This is a genomic window from Microbacterium sp. STF-2 (assembly GCF_034650155.1).
GTDB classification, from domain to species: Bacteria; Actinomycetota; Actinomycetes; order Actinomycetales; family Microbacteriaceae; genus Microbacterium; species Microbacterium maritypicum_A.
The window spans coordinates 275,076-295,071 of sequence record NZ_JARKMW010000001.1 but is presented as its reverse complement, the minus strand read 5'-3'; the positions used below and the strand labels follow the sequence as shown (position 1 = coordinate 295,071).

Annotated in this window: 18 protein-coding genes; 16 read left to right on the top strand and 2 right to left on the bottom strand. The window is 65.4% G+C overall.

Translation table 11 applies throughout. From position 1 onward, the window contains the following. Positions 1-331: 331 nt before the first annotated feature. Positions 332-1,225 (bottom strand): hypothetical protein, encoded by an 894-nt coding sequence (locus MicroSTF_RS01420; RefSeq protein WP_322953062.1) that lies wholly within the window; start codon positions 1,223-1,225, stop codon positions 332-334. A gap of 334 nt (positions 1,226-1,559) precedes the next feature. On the opposite strand from MicroSTF_RS01420, the gene MicroSTF_RS01415 reads away from it, so the two are divergent. The 16 genes from MicroSTF_RS01415 to MicroSTF_RS01340 all read left to right on the top strand — a co-directional run bounded on the left by MicroSTF_RS01415 (position 1,560) and on the right by MicroSTF_RS01340 (position 17,963). Beyond that, positions 1,560-2,273, top strand: a complete 714-nt coding sequence (locus MicroSTF_RS01415) for a hypothetical protein (protein ID WP_259977646.1) — start codon at positions 1,560-1,562, stop codon at positions 2,271-2,273. Beyond that, the gene (locus tag MicroSTF_RS01410; RefSeq protein ID WP_259977647.1) at positions 2,270-4,096 is read left to right on the top strand and encodes an ATP-binding protein; all 1,827 of its coding nucleotides are present in this window, start codon (positions 2,270-2,272) and stop codon (positions 4,094-4,096) included. The genes MicroSTF_RS01415 and MicroSTF_RS01410 overlap by 4 nt, the downstream gene beginning before the upstream one ends. 878 nt (positions 4,097-4,974) lie before the next feature. Then, entirely contained in the window at positions 4,975-5,472 is a 498-nt protein-coding gene (locus tag MicroSTF_RS01405; protein WP_259977648.1) for a DUF3515 domain-containing protein, read from the top strand. Continuing rightward, positions 5,469-7,313 (top strand): bifunctional copper resistance protein CopD/cytochrome c oxidase assembly protein, encoded by a 1,845-nt coding sequence (locus tag MicroSTF_RS01400; protein ID WP_259977649.1) that lies wholly within the window; start codon positions 5,469-5,471, stop codon positions 7,311-7,313. Before MicroSTF_RS01405 ends, MicroSTF_RS01400 begins: the two co-directional genes overlap by 4 nt. A 169-nt stretch (positions 7,314-7,482) precedes the next feature. After that, positions 7,483-8,145, top strand: coding sequence for a copper resistance CopC family protein (locus tag MicroSTF_RS01395; protein WP_259977650.1), 663 nt, complete (start codon positions 7,483-7,485; stop codon positions 8,143-8,145). Between the two features lie 688 nt (positions 8,146-8,833). Then, the gene (locus MicroSTF_RS01390; RefSeq protein ID WP_031207733.1) at positions 8,834-9,499 is read left to right on the top strand and encodes a DsbA family protein; all 666 of its coding nucleotides are present in this window, start codon (positions 8,834-8,836) and stop codon (positions 9,497-9,499) included. Then, complete coding sequence (locus tag MicroSTF_RS01385; RefSeq protein ID WP_259977652.1) at positions 9,496-10,524, top strand: NAD(P)-binding domain-containing protein; 1,029 nt, start codon at positions 9,496-9,498, stop codon at positions 10,522-10,524. The genes MicroSTF_RS01390 and MicroSTF_RS01385 overlap by 4 nt, the downstream gene beginning before the upstream one ends. 17 nt (positions 10,525-10,541) lie before the next feature. Continuing rightward, positions 10,542-11,450: a cation diffusion facilitator family transporter gene (locus MicroSTF_RS01380; RefSeq protein ID WP_259977653.1), complete on the top strand. Its 909-nt coding sequence runs from the start codon at positions 10,542-10,544 to the stop codon at positions 11,448-11,450. A gap of 47 nt (positions 11,451-11,497) precedes the next feature. Then, positions 11,498-11,788 (top strand): zf-TFIIB domain-containing protein, encoded by a 291-nt coding sequence (locus MicroSTF_RS01375; RefSeq protein WP_259977655.1) that lies wholly within the window; start codon positions 11,498-11,500, stop codon positions 11,786-11,788. A gap of 268 nt (positions 11,789-12,056) precedes the next feature. Further along, entirely contained in the window at positions 12,057-12,218 is a 162-nt protein-coding gene (locus MicroSTF_RS01370) for a hypothetical protein (protein WP_259977657.1), read from the top strand. Continuing rightward, on the top strand, positions 12,211-12,741 hold the full coding sequence (locus MicroSTF_RS01365; protein ID WP_021200787.1) for a signal peptidase II: 531 nt from the start codon (positions 12,211-12,213) through the stop codon (positions 12,739-12,741). The genes MicroSTF_RS01370 and MicroSTF_RS01365 overlap by 8 nt, the downstream gene beginning before the upstream one ends. Then, on the top strand, positions 12,738-13,073 hold the full coding sequence (locus MicroSTF_RS01360) for a DUF6804 family protein (RefSeq protein ID WP_021200788.1): 336 nt from the start codon (positions 12,738-12,740) through the stop codon (positions 13,071-13,073). Before MicroSTF_RS01365 ends, MicroSTF_RS01360 begins: the two co-directional genes overlap by 4 nt. Positions 13,074-13,280: 207 nt before the next feature. Then, positions 13,281-14,219, top strand: a complete 939-nt coding sequence (locus tag MicroSTF_RS01355) for a cytochrome c oxidase assembly protein (protein ID WP_259977659.1) — start codon at positions 13,281-13,283, stop codon at positions 14,217-14,219. 2 nt (positions 14,220-14,221) lie between these two features. Further along, on the top strand, positions 14,222-15,847 hold the full coding sequence (gene lnt / locus MicroSTF_RS01350; RefSeq protein WP_322953048.1) for an apolipoprotein N-acyltransferase: 1,626 nt from the start codon (positions 14,222-14,224) through the stop codon (positions 15,845-15,847). Positions 15,848-16,071: 224 nt separating this feature from the next. Then, positions 16,072-16,878 (top strand): M23 family metallopeptidase, encoded by an 807-nt coding sequence (locus MicroSTF_RS01345; protein WP_152525919.1) that lies wholly within the window; start codon positions 16,072-16,074, stop codon positions 16,876-16,878. A 104-nt stretch (positions 16,879-16,982) separates the two neighbouring features. Continuing rightward, a complete protein-coding gene (locus MicroSTF_RS01340) occupies positions 16,983-17,963 on the top strand; it encodes an IS481 family transposase (RefSeq protein WP_021200792.1) in 981 nt (326 codons plus the stop codon). 939 nt (positions 17,964-18,902) lie between these two features. Here the strand turns inward: MicroSTF_RS01340 and MicroSTF_RS01335 are convergent. Beyond that, positions 18,903-19,904, bottom strand: coding sequence for an IS481 family transposase (locus MicroSTF_RS01335; protein WP_322953043.1), 1,002 nt, complete (start codon positions 19,902-19,904; stop codon positions 18,903-18,905). Positions 19,905-19,996 lie beyond the last annotated feature (92 nt).

Below are 19,996 nucleotides of genomic sequence, written 5' to 3'. Positions count from 1 at the left end.
CCCGTTCTATGCACGGGAAAACGAGAGAAGCCCCCTCCGTGGAGGGGGCTTCTCTCGTTGGCTCCCCGGCTTGGACTCGAACCAAGAACCTGCCGTTACTGTACCGCATGCTCCGGCCCCGCCGGACAGCGCCACATCCTGAACGAATAGTGACCGGAAAACTCCCGATCAGCCCATAGTTTTATGGAGCTGAACACGTGAGTTGACCTCAGCCCACGATACGCGTTGTTTCGTGTTGGATCGACATGATTCGGGTTATTTCGCGTGGGTTGAGGGGGTTTTCGGTGAGTAAAAGGTGAGCGCAACTGCGCCTGCCCGGGGACCCCGAGACTCAGATTCGGTAGTCGTCGTGGAGGACCACGCGGGCAAGTTCGATTGCCCCGCCGGGCATCGCCCAGTAGTGAAGGCGCCGCGCCGACGCGGCCTTCTGCTCGACGTACGAACGCCACGCGGAGGCGCCGTCCCCGCGCTCCGGACCCAGTCGGTGTGCGTCTCGATCTTGCCGAGTCAGCACTCGCACACAAGCCCGCGCGATTTTGTCGCGCAGCGCCGGATCAGCGCCCGCGACCTCTTCGACAGATGCTGCGAAGCTCTCCGAGAAGGTGAACGACGCGAGGGGAAGCTCGACCTTCTGCTCTGCGGGGATCTGCTCTGCCCACGTCGTGGTGATTCGGTAGTGCATGTCCTCGCACGTGTCGAGGAAGTAGCGGCCGAGCCTCATCGGGAGATCCGCGGTGCGCTGCTGCTTTCGGGTCTTCGACGCGAGCTGCCGGGCCGTGCTCAGCTCCTTGCTGAGTCCTTCGATTTGCTGGCGCGCCGCGGTGAGCTCCATCGCAAGGCCTTCCGCCTGCAGTCTCAGCCGGGCTATCTCCGCGTCGTTCTCCGTGAGTTGCGGCGTGGGTGCGGGCACCGCTTCGGGCTCCGGAGTCGAGGTGGTGAAAGTGCCACCGACTCGGTTCGAGACGTTGGCGACGACCCGAATGCCATCGGCCTCCGTGCGGGCGGTGAAGATCGGGGCCAAGTCTGCATCCAGCGGTCCTGTCGGGTACAGGCGGGTCGCTCCCCCGTACACGTTCAGGTCTGACCGTCCGAGTTCCTCGAGCCGTGTGGAGAGCCAGTTCGACGCCTGCTGAGTGACGGCGACCACGTCGGCCCGGTGGCTGATGGCGTCGATGAGCTCGGCGGCCGGCACGTACGGATCGGTGCGTCCCGCTGGCGTTGTCACGACAACGAGAGGGAAGAGCCGGCGTGGGTCAAGAATCTGCTCCGCCAAGGCCTCAGCAGCGTGACGGTCAGCGATGGTCACGGGCTTGCCGTTCGTGTTCATGCACGCCTCCCCTCTGGCGCCCACGATGATATCCGCATTCGCCGACGGCGGTCGTCGACGAGTACGCACGCGGCCTCAGTGCCCTTGCGCCCACCAGGCGATGGCGAGGGGCCGCCACCACCTCAGCCAGGCAGCGACGATGGCGCCGCCGGCGAGGAATCCGATTGTGAACTTCATGCCCGCCACATACCCGGTCCTTCCCCGAACGGGAGGCACCGGGTATGTGGCGGGCATGACATCTCTCGTTCCCGTTGCAGCCGAGCAGGCGTCGCTGCGCCGCACGACTCGGCGCCGTCACTTCCGCGACGACAGCCGGGATGTCCGCATCGCTCTCGCTGACTCGTACATGGCTGAGCGGACAGGTCGATTCGAGTGGCGTGCGGAGCGGTATCGCGCTGCGCTCGACGCCATGCAGGAGCTCGGCCTCAACCACAATCAGACCGTCCTCGATATCGGGGCTGGCTGGACGGAGCTTGATGCGGTGCTGCGCACGGACGGCCGGTGGCGAGGGCGGTACATCCCCGTCGACTTCGGCGTCGACGGAACAGACCTGGAGACCTGGACCTCGCCGCGTTCCGTGGACTTTGCCGTCGCGCTGGAGATCATCGAGCATTTGCGTGATCCGTGGCGACTCGTCGACGAGCTGCAGCGAACGGCACCGGCAGTCATCGTCAGCGTCCCGAATCCGGAGACCACCGACGTGCTCGGCATGGATGACGACCACAAGACGGTGATCCACCGGGCAGAGCTCGAGGATCGAGGATTCGTGATCTCCGATCGCACCTTCTACGGCGGCTTCTACTCCGCGGGTCTTCCCGACGCGCTCCTGGCCATCTGGTGTGCCTCGCCGACCAGCGTCACGCATACGCCGCCCGCGCCCCCGATGTACCGCCGTGGGATGATGCCCGCGGATCCCACTCTCACTCGACGAAGGGGAGACCGATGACTCAGAACCGCGCGAAGCAGCGCAGGAACGATGCCCGGGCGTCACGGGCGCTCGACCTGGGCGGAGTGCAGCTCCCCCTCGACCTCGTGACGGAATCGAATGCGCTCCTCGGGAAGAAGGGATCCGGGAAGACGACCGCCGGGATCGTCCTTTTCGAGGAGATCTACGGCGTCGGCGTGCCTGCCGTCTCGATCGACCCGAAAGGCGATCACTGGGGCGTCCGATCCGGCGCCGACGGGACTCCCGGGGGCGGCCTCCCCGTCCCGGTGTTCGGCGGCCTCCACGGTGACCTGCCGCTGGAGCCGGACAGCGGCGAGTATCTCGCTGATCTGCTGCGCGGCAAGAACCTGAGCGCGGTGCTCGACGTCTCAGAGTTCTCGACCGCCGAGCGTCGGAAGTTCCTGACCGCCTTCGTCGGACGCCTGTACCGGCGCCCCGAACGCGAACCGATGCATCTGCTCATCGAGGAAGCGCACGAGGTCATCCCGCAGCGCGTCGATGCGGGCGACGCACCGATGGTCGGCGCTTTCGAGCGCCTCGTGAAGCTCGGACGGTTCAAAGGCATCGGCGTCACGATGCTGTCACAGCGCAGCGCATCCCTGAACAAGAACGTGCTCACCCAGGTCGACAACCTATTCATGCTGCGCACCGTCTCTCCGCAGGACCGGGCAGCCGTCCGGGCGTGGATCGAGACGCACAGCGAGTCGTCCACGATCATCGACAGCCTCCCCTCGCTCGCGACAGGCGAGTGCTGGTTGTGGCAGCCCGAGCGTGGGGAGCCGGTGAAGTTCCGGTTCCGGGAGCGTCGTACCTACGATGCCGGAACGACACCGAAGGTGGGTGAATCGCCGCGGCCTCCGGCGACCCTCGCTGACATCGACCTGCGGGCCATCGAAACGGAGATGGCGTCGACGATCGAGCGGGCGAAGGCGGACGATCCGAAGGCGTTGCGTCGACAGATCACGGAACTGCAGCGGCAGCTCACCGCGAAGTCCGCAGTCGCCGCTCCGGAGCAGGTCCCCGTCGAGATCCCCGTGCCGGTGATCACCGACGCCGAGCGGAGGGACTTCGAGGCGATGATCTCTCGGTTCGAGCACCTGGTGGTGAACGAGTCGGGCGGACTCATCCGAGAGCTGAAGGACATGATGACCTCGGGTGAGGCGCTGGTTCAGCGCCTCCGATCGGCCATCGACTCCGCACCGACTCCATCGCGCGGTGAGGCCGTCGCCGCGCGAGTCGTCACTCGACGGACGCCTGCCGCGCACAAGCGGACCTCACCGGTTCCGCTCCGGCAGACAACCTCCAAGGCGTCGCCTACGCCACCCGCCGGCGACGATCAGAAGCTCACGAAGATGCAGAAGGCTATCGCCAGCGCTCTGGCCACGCACGGCACGCTCTCGCAGCGTCAAATCGGGCTCTTCACTGGCTATGCGCACAAGTCCGGATCGTTCGCGAACAGCCTGTCCGGGCTGCGCACGCGCGGGTACATCGAAGGCGGCGGGCAAGCGATCAGCATCACATCCGCTGGTCACGACGCTCTCGAGGCGAACGGCGGCTATGAGCCGTTGCCGACAGGACGCGACCTGGTCGACTGGTGGTTGAGTCGCCTTCCGAAGGCTCAGACGGCGATGCTGGGCGCGCTACTCAAGGTGTTCCCCGACCCGCTGAGCGTCGACGAGCTCGCGGAGCGAACCGGCTACGCGGCAAGGTCGGGGTCGTTCGCTAACAACCGATCGAAGCTGAACGTCGCCGAGCTCATCCATGGCGACCGAGATGCTCTCTACGCAGCGGACGCGATCGGCGAGGCGTACCCACACGGCTGAGGCGGAAGGGCGCAAGGGTTCCCCGGTTGCCGTCTTCGACGATCGATCTCGAACTCACGAACTACTGCGCACGGGCTTCTCGTCGGATGCTGTCCAACAGGGAGCGAATCATCCGACAATGTTCGATTTCGTCTCAGGCTGGGCAAACGACATCATCGATCCATCCATCACAGGTGAGCATTCGAGACATGCCCTCGATTGGGATTCGTCGTGCCTCTTGCTCTTAGGCCCGTAGCGCCCGTTTCAAGAGTCTCGCACAGATAGTCTGGTGGGAATGGTCCCGAAACTCCCTTCCTGGCAGCACATGCCCCGGAGCCGGAACCGAGTGATAATGAGGCTCGTTATCACTCTCTCGGTGAGTGTCCTCCTTTCGTTCGGAATTGCATCCACTGTCCATGGAGAGCTCAGTGGCGCCGGCAACCCCACGGCTGTCGCGAAGCTGGCTGGGACACTGGCCGATCCTGAGGCCCATGTGACACATGTCGGCACATGGGAGCCCGGCGACGCGGGAGAGCCCCTCAGCGGTTCTGTGCTTTGCCTCGTCGGCGCCTTGCTGGGGCTCGCCATCGTCTGGTGTATCGGGACGCGACGCGCACAACCCGAACGACGAGCGCTCGACTCCCACCTCTGGTCGGTTACCCTCGCGCCGTTCCCCCGTCGCCTCCAACGGTCTCGGGTTCTCCGTTTGTCACTGGCTCAACTAGCGCTGTCCAGGACCTGATTTTCTGAACTGCTCAAGAATCTCTCGCAGGCATCCCACGAGAGTTTCGTTGCCGCGCCGATGACACACTTGGAGAACTTCGATGTCCCGTCCTGATGCCCAGCCCGCGACCAGGATCGCTGCGCCCCTACGCACGCGTTCACCGCGACTCACTGCGATGTTCGCCGGCGTCGTTGGCGTTCTCCTGCTTATGGTCGGGTGCGCGCCGACCGTCGACTTGCAGCCAGCGGATGATGCCAACGTTCCCGAGTGTGCGGACGTGACAGTCCGCCTGCCTGATGTCATCGGAGATCTTCCGAGCCGAACTACGGACGCGCAAGCTACGGCCGCGTGGGGCGATCCCACGGCCGTCGTCTTCACCTGCGGACTCGAACCGCCCGCGCCCACCACGTTGCAGTGCGTCACCATCGGTGCGGTCGACTGGATCGTCGACGACTCGGACTCCCCAAACCTGCGCATAACCACGTACGGAAGGGAACCAGCCGCACAGGTGTACGTCGATACCACTCGTCTCTCGGCGGACAACGTTCTGGACGCCCTTGCCCCAGCCGTGCAGAAGCTGCCCAAGTCCGGCGCGTGCACAGCTCCCGACACTGATACGAACGCGACCTCAGCCCCGCAGCCGCAGTCCGAGGTCACGAAAGGCCTGTCGTGAATGCGCAGCCCCTGCGGGTGGCAGGTCCCGCCATCCTGGTCGCCGCCGGCATGCTCACCCTCGTTGTCGGCTTGATCATCGGAGGCGGTGCGGCCCCTCGGATGACTAGCGATCCAGGTGCTCTGGTTCGCTGGGGGCTACCGGCCGCAAAGCTCTTCGTGAACCTGTCCGCCGCGGTCATGGCCGGTTCTGCCGTGCTCGCACTTTTCGCGCTTCGTGCAGGAAAGAAGGAGTACGATGCGGCCCTCGACCTGGCATCGGCCGGAGCGGCTATCCTCACGGTCAGTAGCGGAACCACCGCGTTCCTCACCTTTCTGTCATCGTTCAACCCGCAGGTGTCGTTGGGGGCGGAGTTCGGTCAGCAGTTGGGGCGGTTCCTGCTGGAGACTGAGCTCGGGCGCGTGTGGTTGATCACCACGGTGGCCGCCGCAACGATCACGGTGCTCGCATACGCGTTCCGTGGCTGGGGCGCTGCGGCGCTTGTCGGTGCGTTGTCCCTGATGTGCCTGGTTCCGATGGCCACACAGGGCCACTCGGGCAGCCTCGCGAACCATGACTCCGCAGTCATGGCACTCGTCTTGCACATCATCGGCGCCGCCGTGTGGCTTGGCGGACTCGTGACTCTGATCTTCCTGCGTCCGTGGCTGCAGGAGACCCGGATGCGGGTCGTCGTCGAAAGGTACTCGACGCTCGCGCTGGTCGCGTTCATCGTCGTGTTCGTGTCCGGCATCGCGCGGGCGCTCACCTCGATCACGGGTTGGGGGGACCTGATCAGCGCGTACGGTGCCGTGCTCGCGCTCAAGGTCCTGGCTCTTGCCGCACTTGGAGGGCTGGGGATCGCTCACCGACGGAGATTCATCCATCGTGGCGTGGGAGAGAGGGGCGCATTCTGGGTTTTCATTGCCGTCGAGTTCGCGGTGATGGGGTTGGCCAGCGGCGCGGCTGCGGCGCTGGCGCGCACACCCGCGCCCGCTGACACCAGTGCGCCCCCGCTGACGACGCCGGCTGAGATCCTCACCGAAGCCCCCCTTCCGGTAGAACTCACGATCGGGCGCTGGGTCGTCGGCTGGGACATCGATTTGCTGTGGACCCTGGTCGCCGGCTTCGGAATCTTCTTCTATCTCGCAGGCGTCCACCGTCTCCGGCGACGCGGCGAGTCATGGTCCACCCCGCGTACGCTCTCATGGGTTGCGGGGATGCTCCTGTTGTTCTGGGTGAGCTCCGGCCCGATCGCGGTGTACGCGGACTATCTGCACAGCGTGGATGCGATCGGCCGAGCACTGCTGGCCACCGTCGTCCCGTTGCTTCTCGTGCTGGGTGCCCCGTTCGCGCTTGCGATGCCGGCGATCAACAGCCGCACCGACCAGAGCAGGGGCGTACGCGAATGGATGCAGGTAGTCGCCCGGTCGCGGCCGATGACACTTCTCACCCATCCCGTCGTCGCAGCCGTCCTGTTCGCGATGGTGCTGTGGGCGGCGAGTGCAACCGGGATTCTCCGGTGGACACTGGTCGACCCTCTCGCCCACGAACTCCGTACCGTGGCGCTGCTCGCCGCGGGCAGCATCCTGATGCACTCAGTGGTCTCGCCCCGGCGGGCGCGTTCTCGGGCTCTGCGGGCGATCGTCATCGCATCGGCCATCCTCACACCTGTTGCCCTAGGCGCATGGGTCATCATCCAAAACGGCCTCATCGCGGCCAACTGGTTCGGAGCGATGGGACGCACCTGGGGTCCTGATCCTCTTGCCGACCAGGGCACAGCCGGGTTCGTGCTCGCGACGGGAGCTGTCGGCGTCGGGCTGGCAGCTCTTCTCGGGCACCTCAAGCGAGCGCGGAAGCCATGAGCAGCATCCCTGATCCTCCCGACCGGGCGGCCCGGCGCGGCGTCACGATCGTCAGTCCCGTTGACAGGCCCCGGCGGGCGCCGCCTGAAACGCCCAAAGCCCCTCTCTTTCCCCCGGCCCCCTTCAACAAGACTCCGCCGCTTCTCAGGACAGCGCCAAGGACCAAACCATGCCCTCGAAACTCTCTCGCTCGATACGCCTGACCACGACCGCCCTCATTTCTGCTGCCATCGCGACCTTGCTGTTCGCCGACCCGGCTGCCGCCCACGACAATCTTCTCGACTCCACACCATCCGCTGGCGACACCGTCGCGAGCCTGGAGGCCGTCTCCCTCACGTTCAGCGGTGAACTGATCGACTTCGGGCAGGCGAGCTTCGCACAAATACAAGGGCCTGACGGGCTGTATTACGAGACATCGTGCTCGACCATCGACCTCAACGTTCTGACCACTCCGGTTGCACTCGGCGAGGCGGGGACCTACACGATCCTCTGGAACGCGGTCTCCAGCGATGGGCACCCGATCTCCGAGTCCTTCCAGTTCCAGTACGCACCGGAGGAGGGTGCCGAGCCTGCACTCGGATGGGATCTGCCCGCCTGCCAGAACGAGCAGACCCGCATCCAACCCGGCGCAGTCGCGTCGGCGTCGCCCACGCCTACCCAGAGCGGGCAGGCAGCAGCAGCCACCCCCGCTCCAGCCAAGTCGGACAGGGCATCCGACGGGTCCTCCGAAGGCATGTTCGTTCTTGTCGTCCTCGGAGGGGTGTTCGTTCTCGCCGCCGTGATCGCGATGGCCGTCTGGCTCATCCGAGCGCGTGGCCGCCGGTCCAAATAGGCACAGGTGGTGGCGGGCGGGGCTCTAAGGCGCCTCTGCTCGTCACCACCGACCGACATTTCAACCGTGAACTCCGCCGGACATGGCCTGCTCGTCGCTCCCTGCCCGCTCAAAGAATGCGCAAACATGGGACGAGTATAATTCGGAGGATGCACCGTTCGTTGCGGATCCCCGGTTCCTCGCGAACGAACGAGCAGCTATTGATAATGCGGCTCATTACCAGTACCGGACTGGCGTTGCTGTTGCTCTTCGGAGCGACCGCCACGATGGGGCATACGGATTCTCGGGGCGGCGAGGGCGTTCCCGTTGCCGTGACCGGACACGACAGCTCCGCTGTCGAATCGCCCGCAGCCGACCCCAGTCCCCAGCAGATCGTTGCTCTCTCGGGAGAAATGAACGCATCGCTGGGTGTCGCTCTGTGCACTCTGGGCATCCTGTGCGGGCTCACAGCGATCATCCTGATCGTGCGGCTGCTCTGGTCTTCTCGGCTGGCTTCCCCTCTCCGGGCCGGACCGCGCCCACTACCTCGTGTGTCGGTGTTCGTCTCCCCGCTGCGCACCACTGCGTTCTCCCTCTCTCAGCTCGGTCTCTCGCGAACCTGACGTCCGATGCGCCACCCTCGCGGTGGCGATACCGCGAGCTCACGCTCGTCCCGTCGTTCGTCTTGTCGTGTCATTGGAGTACCCCGTTGAAACCTGGTGTGAAAGCTGGCATCGTCACCGCTGCAGTCGTCGTAGTGCTGATGCTCGTCGTGTTCGTCGTTGTCCTCGTCAATCAGAACGGAAAGGAGCCGCCCGCGTCACCCGGCTCCGCATCCTCCGTCCCCGTCCAGCGCGAGAACTCGCATGTGCTCGACGAGGGCGGTGAGGGTGCCGTCACCGTGGTCGAATTCCTGGACTTCGAATGCGAGGCCTGCGGAGCCTTCTATCCGGTCGTCGAAGACCTGCGGACGAAATACGACGGAAAGATCAACTACGTCATCCGCTATTTCCCCCTGCCGGGGCATCTGAACTCCAAGAACGCCGCCGTCGCTGCCGAGGCCGCCGCGCAGCAGGGTCAGCTCGAGGGCATGTACCGCAAGCTGTTCGAAACACAGACGGAGTGGGCTGAGGCGCAGGAGTCCCGTGCGGACGTCTTCCGGGGCTTCGCCGAGCAGCTCGGCCTGGACATGGCAGCGTACGACAGGGCCGTGGCAGATCCCGCCACCGCCGAGCGCGTGGATCTGGACGTGAACGACGGCCAGGCGCTCGGAGTCGACAGCACGCCGACGTTCTACGTCGATGGCAAGAAGCTCCAGCTGCAGCGGTTTGACGACCTGGAGAGCGCCATCACGGCCGCGATGGAGACTCAGTGACGATTCTGGGACTATCGCATCGCCGAGCCATTATCGTCGGCGCCGGACAGGCCGGGCTGGCAGTCGCCTCCGCGCTCAGAACTGCGGGCCTTGCCCCGCAGCGAGACTTCGCGATCATCGACGCAAACCCACGCGGAGAGCGCTCCTGGGCCTCTCGGGCGGACTCCATGCAACTCCTCACCGACGCTCAGCACAGCGCCATCGGAGGCGTCCCCCTCCCTAGCGATCCCGCCCGCCGCCCGTATCCACCCGAGATGGAGCGGTACCTCACCGCCGTCGAGACATCGATCGGCGTAGCCACGATGTGGGGGATCCGCGCCACCGGAGTAGAACATCGCGGAACTGGCTCAACGCTCCTCCTGCGCACCGCCGAGGGAGCGGTCCAGACGCGCAACGTTGTCTGCGCCACAGGATTTGCCTCGCGGCCCTCGCTCCCCGCATGGGCGTCAGAGCTCATCGTGCCGGGAGTGATTCTTCACAGCGCGGACTATCGCCTCTCGCGTCAGATTCCTCAGGGTGACGTGCTGATCATCGGCGGAGGGGATAGCGGTACCCAGGTCGCCGGCGAGCTCGCTCACTCCCACGTCGTCACTTTGTCGACCAGATCTCGCCACCGGCACGGCGGACGCACCGCGCTCCCGCCCAGGGGCACCGTCCGCTCGTCTTGGTTCCGACGCCAGTCACCGACACCTGCGAGCGACGAACGACTCGACAAGCTGCTTCGGAGCGGGGTCACGTTCGCACCTGGTTCGATCGGCGTTGACGGTCAAGATGTCTTGTTCGCGGACGGTACGCGAGTGAAACCTCAGTCGGTGATCTTCGCCACCGGCTACCTACCCGGCGACCAGTGGCTTCCGCAGAGCGTGCGTGACGGGGCGCATCGCCGCCTACGACGGGGCATGACGACTATGCCCGGTCTGTTCGTGGCCGGTCATCCCCGGCACGGAAGGCACGGATCCGACACGTTCATCGGCGCGCAGCGGGACGCATCCGCGATAGTACGTCGAATCATGAATCGTCCCTGACACACAAGGAGAAGCGTATGGGAGCCGAACACAGTCACACCCCGGCGAGCACGCCTCGGCGGCGACTGATCATCGCCTTCGCGATCACGTCGACCGTCTTCGTCACCGAGGTGGTCGGCGCCGCGATCACGGGAAGTCTCGCGCTGCTTGTCGACGCTGCGCACATGCTGACGGACGTCATCGGCCTCTCTCTTGCGGTGACCGCCGCGCATCTCATGAACCGACCGCCCTCGGCGCGCCACACCTGGGGTCTGCGACGAGCCGAGGTCCTGGGTGCGCTCGCCCAAGCGGCGTTGCTTCTCGGAGTCGGGATCTTCGCCCTCGTGGAAGGCATCAGGCGACTGTTCGAGCCTCCGGAGATCGCCTCTGGCAGCTTGTTGTTCTTCGGCATCGTCGGCTTGCTCGCCAACGTCGCCTCTCTTCTGGTTCTCATGAGCGGCCGCAAGGCCAACCTCAACATGCGTGCCGCCTTCCTCGAAGTCGTCAATGACGCTCTCGGATCCGTCGGCGTGATCACCAGCGCCATCCTGATCGCCACGCTCAACTGGTATCGCGCTGACGCCATCGCCGGCATCCTGATCGCCCTGCTAATCATCCCGCGTACATTCATCCTGCTGCGCGCGTCCGGGAGCGTTCTGCTGGAGTCCACGCCTCCCGGACTTGACCTGGACGCTGTGAGAAAGCACCTCGAGGAGTTACCGCACGTCGTCAGCGTCCATGACCTCCACGCCTCCCAGGTCTCGACAGACCTTCCCACCCTGACGGCGCACGTGGTGATCAAGGACCAGCTGTCACAAGAGGACTCCGCGGCACTGCTTCGCTCGCTCCAGGAGTGCGTTGCCGAGCACTTCCCCGTGAGCGTGGAGCACTCCACGTTCCAGATCGAACCGCAATCCCACCCCGAAGAGCACACGACTCACGCGTGACAGCCCCCGTCGCGCCGTCAACGATCATCTATCGAAGGAGAACCATCATGAAATGCCCCGTCGACGGGACCGCCCTGCTCATCACGGACCGCTCAGGCGTAGAGATCGACTACTGCCCTCAGTGCCGTGGCGTGTGGCTGGACCGAGGTGAACTGGACAAGATCATCGATCGTGCCGCTGGCGCGATGCCTGCGCCCTCGGACGACCGTGGATACTACCCGCCCAGCGGCGATCACAATCGTGATCGCGGGCATGACCGCGGCCACGGTCACGATCGCAATGGCCGCAACGGTCGACGGCGTCGGGAAGGGTTCCTGGGTGACCTGTTCGACTTCTGAGACCCTCAGATCCCCTGTATGGCCCCCCGTCGTGTCCCGACGACGACGAACCCTCCTCGCTCTCATCGTGGTTGCAACGCTCGGCGTTGCGGCCCTGTTGGCAGGAGTGGAAAGTGCAGCTGCCAGCACGACTGCACCAACCGGCGACGTCACGACAGTCGCACCGTCGCCGACCGCGACGCCGCCGACCACGGCCTCCCCGTCACCGACGCCATCGCCATCCGAGACCCCCGACCGGTCGCATGAGAAGCGGAACGGAGAACAGGGCGTGCAGCGGGACGACCTCGGCTTCGCGGGCCTCCTGGTGGTCATCGCCTTCGCGTTCATCTTGACCATGGGCGCCTCCGGCGTCCTCTTGGCCGGCCGTGCTCGCCGCCGCCGAGACCGGGCCGAGGCGGCGGCGGCCGAGAAGGAGACCGGCGATGCGTAGGACGATTCCCCGGTATGCGGTCGCGTTCGTGGTTGCCGGGCTCGTGGTGCTGATCGATCAGGCAAGCAAGGCTGCAGCTCTCGCCGGTCTGAGCGAGACAGAGCGTATCCCCGTGCTGGGCGACCTGCTCGGTCTGCAGCTCGCGTTCAATCCCGGCGCTATCCTCTCCTTCGGCTCGGAGGCGACCTGGGTGCTCACCGTAATCGGCGTGGCCGCGGTGGTCGTGCTGTTCATCGGTGCCCGTCGCTCGCGTACGACGTGGTGGGCGGTCGGGATCGGCTTCATCCTCGGAGGGGCAATCGGCAACGTGCTGGATCGTCTGCTCGCGCCTCCAGGATTTGGTCGAGGTCACGTAACCGATTTCCTCGCCTACGGGAACTGGTTCATCGGCAACCTCGCAGATGTCGCGCTCGGGATCGGCTTCGTGATCCTGGGGTGCGGGCTCTGGATCCGGAGGCGGAGGATGGCGCACAGAGACGTGGGAGAGGCCCAGAGCGCGGGGGCTGGGATGAGAGGATCATGACGCCGAAGAAGCGCACCCCCTCCGTCTATCAGCGCAATGCTCTCGCCCCGAGCCTGATCGCTGCCGCCGTGCTGTTCCTCGCACCGGTATTGCTGACCAGCAGCTGGTCAACGGTCGTGCTGTTCGTGACGGCGATCCTGGCGATCATTGTCGGCTGGTTCGCCTTCCAGGCGCGGCAGTGGTGGTGGATACCCGTGTTCGTCGCCGTCGCGGTGATCTGGAATCCCGTGCTCCCATTCCCCTTCATGGGCCCCGTCTGGATCGGGGTGCAGCCCGCCGCTGCGGTGCTCTTCCTCGTCGCGGGCAGCTCGATCAAGGTCCTGAGGTCGTGACAGCCGCAAACGTCGCCTGCCGCGTCGTGCTGCGCTCCGGGCAAGCTGCGCAACAAAAGGAGGCTGCGACACCGCGATGACTCTGGCTCGCCCGCCCGTGCACGTCGCCGGAGCTGTCCGCTCTGGTGGCGACGTTCACCGTGCCCGGCGACGTCCATCGACGATGCGCGCGGGGCTCGTCGACATCCAAGTCGTGGAGTCTGTTCGATGAGCCCCTGGATTCCGGATTCTCCTCCGACGTTCGCCGACTATGTCGCCGTGCTCCCGGGGCCGTTCCCAGTGTTGCCGGTGCTAGCGGCGGTCCTGGCGGTTGCATACCTGGCAGGTGCGATCCGCCTGTGGCGCCAGGGGCGGCGGTGGCCGGTGTGGCGCACAGTCAGCTTCCTCCTGGGATGCGTGCTGCTCGCCGGTACCACCGGCCTTGGCGTCGAGGCTTACGGGTATGCGCTGCTGTCGGTGTTCATGTTCCAGCAGTTGACGCTGATGATGGCGATCCCTCCTCTGCTGGTCCTCGGCTCCCCCGGGACCCTCCTTCTGCGCGCCACCCCTCACCGTGGGATGGGACGGGGTCTTCTCCGAACGGCACACGCAGGCTTGCGGAGCCGTGCAGCCAGGTGGGTGCTCAGCCCGTGGCTGGCCCTGCCGATCTATCTTGCGGCGTTCTACGGTCTGTACCTGGCAGGCCTCGCTGATCGCATCCTCGCCACCATCGAGGGTCACGTAGCCCTTGAGGTCGCATTCCTCGTCGCCGGGGTCCTTTTCACCCTCCCTGTGCTCAGCTCAGACCCGCTGCCGATGCGGCTCAGCCACGGCGGTCGGGCGATCGATGTCTTCGCTGAGGCCGCCCTGCACGCGTTCTTCGGCGTCTTCCTGATGATGGCGACGACCATGCTCGTCACCCAATTCGTTGCGCCCACCGAGGCTCTCGGTCTCGATCCGCTCGAGGACCAGCGCCTTGCCGGCGGACTGGCCTGGTCGTACGGGGAGGCTCCCACCCTCCTGATGCTCGTGTACGTGATGCACCGATGGTTCCGCGAGGATACAGCCCGTGCTGCGGCGGAGGATCGGTATGCGGATGTGCACGGCACGAGCGAACTGGATGCGTACAACGCCTATCTCGAGTCGCTGCGTAAGAAGGACGCCTGAGAATGATGACGACCGCTGCGCTCCCCCGGCCCAAGCCGCCCCGAGCATCTCCTACAGCCCACTCCTCGGGACTTCCCGACACGCCGATGCTGCGTCTGCGCACCGCGCTGCCCCTCGCCGTCGTCGCAGGTGTCCTTCTCGATCTGTCCACTCCCGATGTGGGATGGTGGCCGCTCGCATTCATCGGCGTCGGGCTCTCCCTGGCGACTCTGATCGGACGAAGCATCGGGGGCGCCCTTGCAGTCGGGCTCCTGTTCGGCGCCAGCTTCTACACCCTCCACCTCGCCTGGGTGGGCGAGTTCCTCGGGCCCGTCCCCCGTCTCGCCCTTTCCGGGTTGGAGACGCTCTTACTGGGACTCGGAGCCATCCCTCTCTCTTTCGCCTATCGATGGACACGCCGCCTCCCGCCCCGTGGCGCGATCCAGCTCGCCGTCGTGTCGGTGATGATCGGGGGGCTGTGGACTGCCCGGGAAGTCGCCGTCGGCTCCTGGCCGTACAGCGGGTTCCCGTGGGCCCGCCTGGGGATGACCCAGGTCAATGGTCCGTTTCCGGAGGCTGCGTCGTGGATCGGCGTCACAGGGCTCTCGTTCCTCGTTGCCGTGACATCTGCCGCGCTGGTGCAGTGGATTCGCGCCGGCGGGCTAGTCTTCCCGCAAGGATCCCTCTTCCCCGTCGTCATCATCGGCGTCCTCGCCGTGACACCCCAGTTCCCGACCACCAGCGCCGGGACCTTCACCGTCGGGTGGGTGCAGGGCAACGGCCCTTCCGGATACTTCGATGACAAGTCACCGGGAGATATCCTCCGTGCCTACTCCTCGGCGACCGCGTCGCTGTATGGGAAGCAGACGGATCTCGTCGTGTGGCCGGAGGGAGCCGTCGACTCCGATCCGCTCCGCGATCGCGACACCGCTACGACGCTGGATCAGATCGCTACTGCCGCGGGATCACCGCTCCTGGTCAACGCCGCAACCACCCGCGAAGAGAAGACCTTCAACACCTCGATCCTATGGACGCCCGGGGCTGATAAGCCTCAGCTTCACGACAAGGTGAACCCAGTGCCGTTCGGCGAGTACGTCCCAGATCGGTGGCTGTATGAGAAGATCGCACCGGATCTCGTGCGGCTCATCCAGCGCGAGTACACCCCCGGGACGAACCCTCCCATCATCACCGTTGGCACCACCCGTGTGGGCCTGGCGATCTGCTTCGACGTGATCTTCGACGACGTGATCCGCGCCGGCGTCGAGGGCGGAGCGGAGCTCTACGTGTTCCAGACCAACAACGCCGACTTCCGCGGCTCCGACGAGAACCTGCAGCAGCTCGCCTTCGCGCGAATGCGCGCGATCGAGACAGGAAGAACGGTGATCAACGTCTCCACCGTCGGCACCAGCCAGGTCATCGATCCCACGGGGACAACCATCCAGTCGATCGGCGTCGACGTCGCCGCCGCCGACATCACCGAGGTTCAGCTGCGGACCGGTCTGACGGCAGGCGTCATTCTCGCTCCGTGGCTGTCCGTGCTCATCCCCGTGGCGGCGCTCACGCTCGTTGCCGCCGCCGGAGTACTCGATCTTCGTCGACGCCAGCCCGATCGTCGACCCCGCCCGCTGAAGAGGAGAACCACCCCTTGACTGTGCCCCGCACCCACGACGCGGCTCCCGAAGTACGTCTGCGCCGAGACCGCATCGCCAAGCCGGAACCTCACGCCGCCTCCCTTGTCGATAAGAACCGACCGCTCACCCGCGCTGACCTGCGGCGACGACGAGCGGCATCATCCTCCGCCGTGAGCGAGCAATCCGTCCGCACCTCGGAGGAGGAACGGATCCGGACCGTCTCCATCCCGGCGAGCGAAGCCGTGACCGAGACCGAGACCGTATCGACGACCTCTGCATCCCACCCCGCCACCGTGAGATCGCCGCGCATGACGCTTTCTGCCCCCGCAGGCAACCATGCGCGCCGCGTCAGTCGGAAGCTGGCCGCCATCGGGGCTCTGGTTGTAGCAGGGACGTTCACCGTCGGGATGACCTTTCCCGCCGCCGTCGTCGGCGGCCAGGCTTTAGGCGCCGCGACCCGGTACAGCGCCCCTGCGCAGGCCGCTCAGGTGCCAGACGATCAGATCCAGGCCTTCGTCACTCCCGGCGAGGTCCGCACCGAAACGTTGGACAGGCAGAGCGGCTTCAGCGTCGCGTCCACGGCGGATATCGCGGCAGTGGCGGGTATCAGGCACTTCACCGGAAGCAACCCTGTCGACCCGGACGCCGCCGTGCAATGGCCATTCCCCGTCGGCGTCCCCACCTCTTCCAACTACGGCCCCCGTGGTGGCCGGCAGCACGAGGGCGCCGATTTCACCCCCGGGGAGGGAGCAGAGATCCAGGCTATCGCCGGTGGAGTGGTGCGCATCGCCACCGAACAAGGAGGCGCCTTCGGCGTGACCGTGTACATCGAGCACGTTGTCGACGGTCAGACCGTCTTCAGCCGATACGCCCACATGCAGTACGGATCGCTGAAGGTATTCGAAGGACAGAACATCGGCGCTGGCCAAAAGCTCGGTCTCGTCGGCAACACGGGCAGAAGCTTCGGGGCGCACCTGCACCTCGAGATCACGACCGATGACGGGAAGGTCAACCCTGTGGCATGGCTGCAGGAAAAGACGCGCGACTAGTTGTAGTGTCCAGGGACGTTGTTTGATCTGGTTGCCGTGACATGACGAGAACCTCCGGTCAGAGTCGAGCTGCTTAGACACCCGCTCAAGTCCCGGAGGTTCTCGTGTCTCTCGGTAATGCGGCGCTGACGCCGCGCCAACGTCTGAGTATCGCGCAGTTGATCATCGACGAGGGATGGACGGTCGCGGCGGCGGCCGACTACTTTCGCGTCGGATGGCCGACCGCTCAGAAATGGGCGCGACGATATGTCGAGCTCGGTGACGCCGGCATGGCGGATCGGTCCTCCCGACCTCACTCGCATCCGTACCTGGTCAAGAAGATCGTCCACTTGCGCATTCGTAAACGATTCGGCCCTGTTCAGATCGCCGGTCGACTCGAGATGTCGCGCTCCACCGTTCACGCTGTCCTCACCCATTGCCACCTCAACCGCCTTACGCACGTCGATGTGAAGACCGGTGAGCCCGCCCGACGTTACGAGCATGACCACCCGGTCTCGCTGATCCACGTCGACGTGAAGAAGCTCGGCAACATCCCCAACGGCGGCGGCTGGCGCTTCGTCGGCAAGCAGCAAGGCGCCAGGAACCGTCAATCCACACCTGGTCTGGCTCGAAACACGCGCCGTCACGAGATCCTCGGCTACGCGTTCATCCACACCGTCATCGACGACCACTCCCGCGTTGCCTATGCGGAGATCCACGACGACGAACGCGCCGAGACAGCCATCGGCGTTCTCCGACGCGCGGTCTCCTGGTTTGCCGACCACGGTGTCCGCGTCGAGCGCGTCCTGTCCGATAACGGCTCGGCCTACCGATCCCACGCCTGGAAACGCGCCTGCGCGGACCTCGGCATCGCACCAAAGTTCACTCGCCCACGCCGTCCACAGACCAACGCAAAGATCGGGCGCTTCCACCGCACCCTCGCCGACGGCTGGGCCTACGTGAAGCACTACAACTCCGAATCAGCCCGCCGCGCAGCCCTCCCACAATGGCTGCACTTCTACAATCATCACAGGCCCCACACTGCCATCGGAAAGCTCCCACCGATCACCCGGCTCTCAAACAACCTGCCTGGACACTACAACTAGTCGGCACCTCTTCGGACGCCGCTGTGCCAACACTCCGACCCTGCCTCCGTCCCCGCCTGTGGCCAAATTCTCATCCACCGAGTTCCCCTCGACCGGACGACGTTCGCGGGTCGACGCCGTCGGTACTGGCTCCCGGAAGGTTGGCGAGGATTCCGGAAGGCGATGACGGACTGTTGGACGACAAAGATCACCGCGCCGATCGCAAGAACGACGAAGCCGTCTTTCCGTGATCAGGGCCGCTGCGATGCTCCCCGCAATGATGCACAACGCATACGCGGATGGTGAGGGGCCGATCTGGAAGCTTGCCCAACTCGGGTCGGGACTGGGGATGCTGGCAGGCAGATGCATGGAGACTCTCATCGTCGGCGGGTGCGACCGCCTAAGCCGTGGAGTGATTTCTCCACCGCTCCGTAGCCATCGGCCCCCAATTCGCCGGTGCAGATGCAGCCCGTTTCATCCATGACGCGCGGGTATGTGCCACGTCCACTCAGTCTGCGACTGTCCTAGCCGCTTCGCCGGAACACGCTCATCTCATGTCCAGGTATGCTTAGAGAGATGCTCTCGATGTCGCCCGATTCCCGACACGAGAGCAGCCGTCGACGCGCATCGATAACGAGTCTCATTATCAGCGTCTGCGTTGCGCTTCTCTTCGTACTGGGCGTCGCGTGCTCGAGCTCCCCCAGTGTTGAAGGCGCTGGCGCTTCCCTCTCTAACCTTCTCTTCCAAGTCGAGCAGACGGATGCGGATCTGGTGTCCGCCTCGAAGGTGACAGAGACAGATAGCATCCTAAGCACATCGGGCGGGTTTGGTCCGCTCATGACACCGATGATGTGCATCCTCGGCGTCATGTGTGGTCTACTTTTCACAGTCCTCGCGATTCGCTTGTACCGACGCCCAGCCCTCCCCGATCGAAGACTGGCCGCGATTCTCGCACTGTCGCTAGTTGTACTTCCCCGTGAGGTTGTGAACGCGTTCTGAGGGGGTCTGCCCGCCGATGCCGGTGTGGGGTCGGTGGTGATTGTAGTGATGCAGCCAGGTCTCGTATGCGGCGGCGCGCTCGTCTTCGCTGGTGTAAGTGGCTGCGTAGGCCCATTCGGCTGCGAGAGTGCGGTTGAAGCGCTCGACCTTCCCGTTCGTCTGCGGTCGGTAGGGCCTGGTCCACTTGTGCTTCACTCCCTCGCCGAGAGCGTCCGCGAAGACGTGCGAGCGGTAGCACGCACCGTTGTCAGTCATCACCGCGGTGACCGTCACCCCGAGGTCCTGGAAGAACGCGTTGGCGCGGACCCAGAATCCCGCGGCGGTCTCCTTGCGTTCATCGTCGAGGATCTCCGAGTACGCCACCCGGGAATGGTCGTCGACCGCGTGATGGAGGTACCGGTAGCCACGGGAGCCTGCTGCTCCCTGCCTGGCTGCCTTGTCCCGGACCGAACCCGCAGCGCGGTCTTGGGTAGATCCTCGGCCGTGTGCGCGCCAGCCGCCGCCGTCGGGGATGCGACCCTGCTTCTTGATGTCGACATGCACCAGCTGGCCAGGGGCTGCGACTTCGTACCGCTTCGGCTTCGGTCTGCGCACCGGCAGCCCGGTGGCCTGGTCGATGTTCGCCAGCTTCGGCATGCCGTAGCGGGCCAGCACCCGACCCACCGTCGCCCGTGCCAGGTGCAGGTGATACGCGATCCGGTGCGGGCCCCACCGGCGGGTGAACCGCAGCGCGACGATCCGGTGCTCTGTCTTCCGTGGCAGCCGGTTCGGAGACGAGACCGGCCTCGAGCTACGGTCAACCAGCGGCTGTCCGGCCCGATACCGATCTACCCATCGCTTCACCGTTGCAGGCGAGCACTGGAACCGTTCTGCCGCCCGCCGCAACGACCACCGTTCATCAACGACGAGAACAACAAGACGACGACGACCCTCCGGCGTCAAAGGCGCGTTAGCGTGGGACACGAAGACCTCCGCGGTCAGGATGCGAGTGTGGTAACCCACATCCTGCCCGGAGGTCTTCGCTACCTCAGCCGTTCACAACCTGTCGGGGAAGT

Bases quoted from the DNA above. Each gene is read 5' to 3' on its own strand.
- MicroSTF_RS01415 (WP_259977646.1), top strand. From the start codon at position 1,560: ATGACATCTCTCGTTCCCGTTGCAGCCGAGCAGGCGTCGCTGCGCCGC.
- MicroSTF_RS01410 (WP_259977647.1), top strand. From the start codon at position 2,270: ATGACTCAGAACCGCGCGAAGCAGCGCAGGAACGATGCCCGGGCGTCA.
- MicroSTF_RS01405 (WP_259977648.1), top strand. From the start codon at position 4,975: ATGTTCGCCGGCGTCGTTGGCGTTCTCCTGCTTATGGTCGGGTGCGCG.
- MicroSTF_RS01395 (WP_259977650.1), top strand. From the start codon at position 7,483: ATGCCCTCGAAACTCTCTCGCTCGATACGCCTGACCACGACCGCCCTC.
- MicroSTF_RS01380 (WP_259977653.1), top strand. From the start codon at position 10,542: ATGGGAGCCGAACACAGTCACACCCCGGCGAGCACGCCTCGGCGGCGA.
- MicroSTF_RS01375 (WP_259977655.1), top strand. From the start codon at position 11,498: ATGAAATGCCCCGTCGACGGGACCGCCCTGCTCATCACGGACCGCTCA.
- MicroSTF_RS01365 (WP_021200787.1), top strand. From the start codon at position 12,211: ATGCGTAGGACGATTCCCCGGTATGCGGTCGCGTTCGTGGTTGCCGGG.
- MicroSTF_RS01360 (WP_021200788.1), top strand. From the start codon at position 12,738: ATGACGCCGAAGAAGCGCACCCCCTCCGTCTATCAGCGCAATGCTCTC.
- MicroSTF_RS01355 (WP_259977659.1), top strand. From the start codon at position 13,281: ATGAGCCCCTGGATTCCGGATTCTCCTCCGACGTTCGCCGACTATGTC.
- lnt (WP_322953048.1), top strand. From the start codon at position 14,222: ATGATGACGACCGCTGCGCTCCCCCGGCCCAAGCCGCCCCGAGCATCT.